Origin of the sequence: Actinosynnema sp. NPDC023658, from assembly GCF_040639995.1 — a bacterium.
In the GTDB taxonomy this organism is placed as follows: domain Bacteria; phylum Actinomycetota; class Actinomycetes; order Mycobacteriales; family Pseudonocardiaceae; genus Actinosynnema.
Window position 1 is genome coordinate 1 of record NZ_JBFAAX010001056.1, and the last position, 1,835, is coordinate 1,835.

The 1,835-nt window shown below is 73.9% G+C and carries 3 protein-coding genes; all 3 read right to left on the reverse strand.

The features are described 5' to 3' along the window. Positions 1 to 103: 103 nt before the first annotated feature. A complete protein-coding gene (locus AB0G02_RS37995; protein WP_360804691.1) occupies positions 104 to 460 on the reverse strand; it encodes a hypothetical protein in 357 nt (118 codons plus the stop codon). 11 nt (positions 461 to 471) lie between these two features. Continuing rightward, a complete protein-coding gene (locus AB0G02_RS38000) occupies positions 472 to 978 on the reverse strand; it encodes a TetR/AcrR family transcriptional regulator (RefSeq protein WP_360804694.1) in 507 nt (168 codons plus the stop codon). Positions 979 to 1,056: 78 nt separating this feature from the next. Beyond that, positions 1,057 to 1,835, reverse strand: a 779-nt coding sequence (locus AB0G02_RS38005) for an SDR family NAD(P)-dependent oxidoreductase (RefSeq protein WP_360804697.1), incomplete at its 5' end; no start/stop codon positions are given.

The following is a 1,835-nucleotide window of genomic DNA, read 5'->3' on the forward strand; positions in this document are numbered from 1 at the left end:
ACCGCCACCGCCGTCGTGAGCGACAGGGTCGTGAGCGACAAGACGGTCCTCCGACGCCGGGACGCGACCGGGGTCCTCGACGCGGTGGCGCCCTCTCCGGCGGTCACGGGCGGTGCGCGGCGTTCTCGACGAGCGCGACGACCGCGCGGGGGTCCTCGACCTCGACGACCAAGCGCGCGTAGCGCTCGTCGGCCAGTTCGATCACCACGGCCTTCGCCGGGTCGTGGACGTCCCAGAACACGCGCTCCCCGTCGAGGTGGAAGGTCCCCGCGGTGATCACGCCCGGCACGTGCGCCCCCGGAGCGCGGTTCCCCTTGGGCTCCCCGGCGATGCCGGGGTCGGCGGTGGCGCCGCGGACGTTCGCCAGCGGGATGGTCAGGCGGCTCTTGAGCGCCCAGAGCCGGTCCAACCCCTCGATGGTGACGACCAGGTCGTCGCCGTCGATGTCGATCTTCGCCATGCGGTGCTCCTTCATCGGTGGTCGAACCGCCGCGCCAACGCGGCGGGATCCAGTGCGGTGGGCGGGCAGTTCGCCCGGGCGCGCAGGCGCAGCCCGAGCAGCGCCGCGGTGAACGTCCCCGGCTCCGAGCCGGGCAGGACGGCGTCGAAGGCCCGGTCGAGGACCTCCAGGGCTTCACCGACCAGCGCGGCGACCTCGGTGTCCGAGGGAGCCCGCTCGACGGCCGCCAGCAACAGCAGGTCCAGGTCCGCCTCCAGGACCAGGCGCGCGGCCTGCGCCGGTCCGCCCGCGTCGACGAGGGCGTCGGCCAGCGGGCGGACGCAGTCGTCCACGTGCCGGCGCAGCACGGTCAGGTACAGCCCCCGCTTGCTGCCGAACGTCTTGTAGAGGCTGTTGCGGTGCACGCCCAGGTGGCTGACGAGGTCGTCCACGGACACCCCGTCGTAGGCCCGTTCCGCGAACAGCGCCGCCGCGGCCCGCACCACCTGGTCCTCGTCGAAACTCCTCGGTCGGCCCATGCGCCTACCCAATCAGTTGAGGAACGATCAGTCAAGAACGATCGTTCCCAAACTTCTCGGTCCCGCCGCGGCACGGGGTCAGAGGTAGGCGACGCCAGTCAGCTCCTCGGCCGCCGCCCAGAGCCGCCTGCCGACCGCCGGGTCGGCGGCATCACGGCCGAGACGGGCTTCGGCGACCGGGCCCACGGTCTCCCAGAGCCGGGCCGGGCCGAAGAACCGGCCGCCCCGCACACCGGGTTCGGTCGCGGCGCGCAACTGCGGCAGCGCGCCCCGCTCGACCGACTGGGTGGCCAGCAGGCCGAGTCGTGCGATCCACCGCCCGCGCCGGCCGAGGTGCTCCCAGGCGCGCGGGGTCAGGTTGGTGCGGGTCAGGCCGGGGTGGGCCAGCACGCTGACGACCGGTGATCCGGCGGCGCGCAGGCGGCGGTCCAGCTCGACGCCGAAGGCCGTGGTGGCGAGCTTGGACCGGCCGTAGGCGGCGGACGCCCGGTAGTCGCGCTCGAACATCAGGTCGTCGAAGTCGAGGTGCGCGTTCTTGTGGGTGATCGAGCTGAGGTTGACCACGCGGGCTTCCCGCGCCGCGGCCAGGTTGTCCAGCAGCAGGCCGGTCAGCGCGAAGTGGCCCAGCAGGTTGGTGGCGAGTTGCAGCTCGAAGCCGTCGACCGAGGTGCGGCGCGGGCCGAGCAGGACCACGCCGGCGTTGTTGACCAGCAGGTCGACCACCGGGTGGTCGACGGCCAGCCCCGCGGCGAACGCGCGGACCGAGTCGAGCGAGGCCAGGTCGAGCCGGCGCACCTCGGTGCCGCCGCCGATCCGGCGCGGGCGTTGGTGGAGGGCGAGGGCGAGCCGGCGGCGAC

Excerpts from the sequence above, each read along its gene's own strand:
- AB0G02_RS37995 (WP_360804691.1), bottom strand. The coding sequence starts at position 460 with ATGGCGAAGATCGACATCGACGGCGACGACCTGGTCGTCACCATCGAG.
- AB0G02_RS38000 (WP_360804694.1), bottom strand. The coding sequence starts at position 978 with ATGGGCCGACCGAGGAGTTTCGACGAGGACCAGGTGGTGCGGGCCGCG.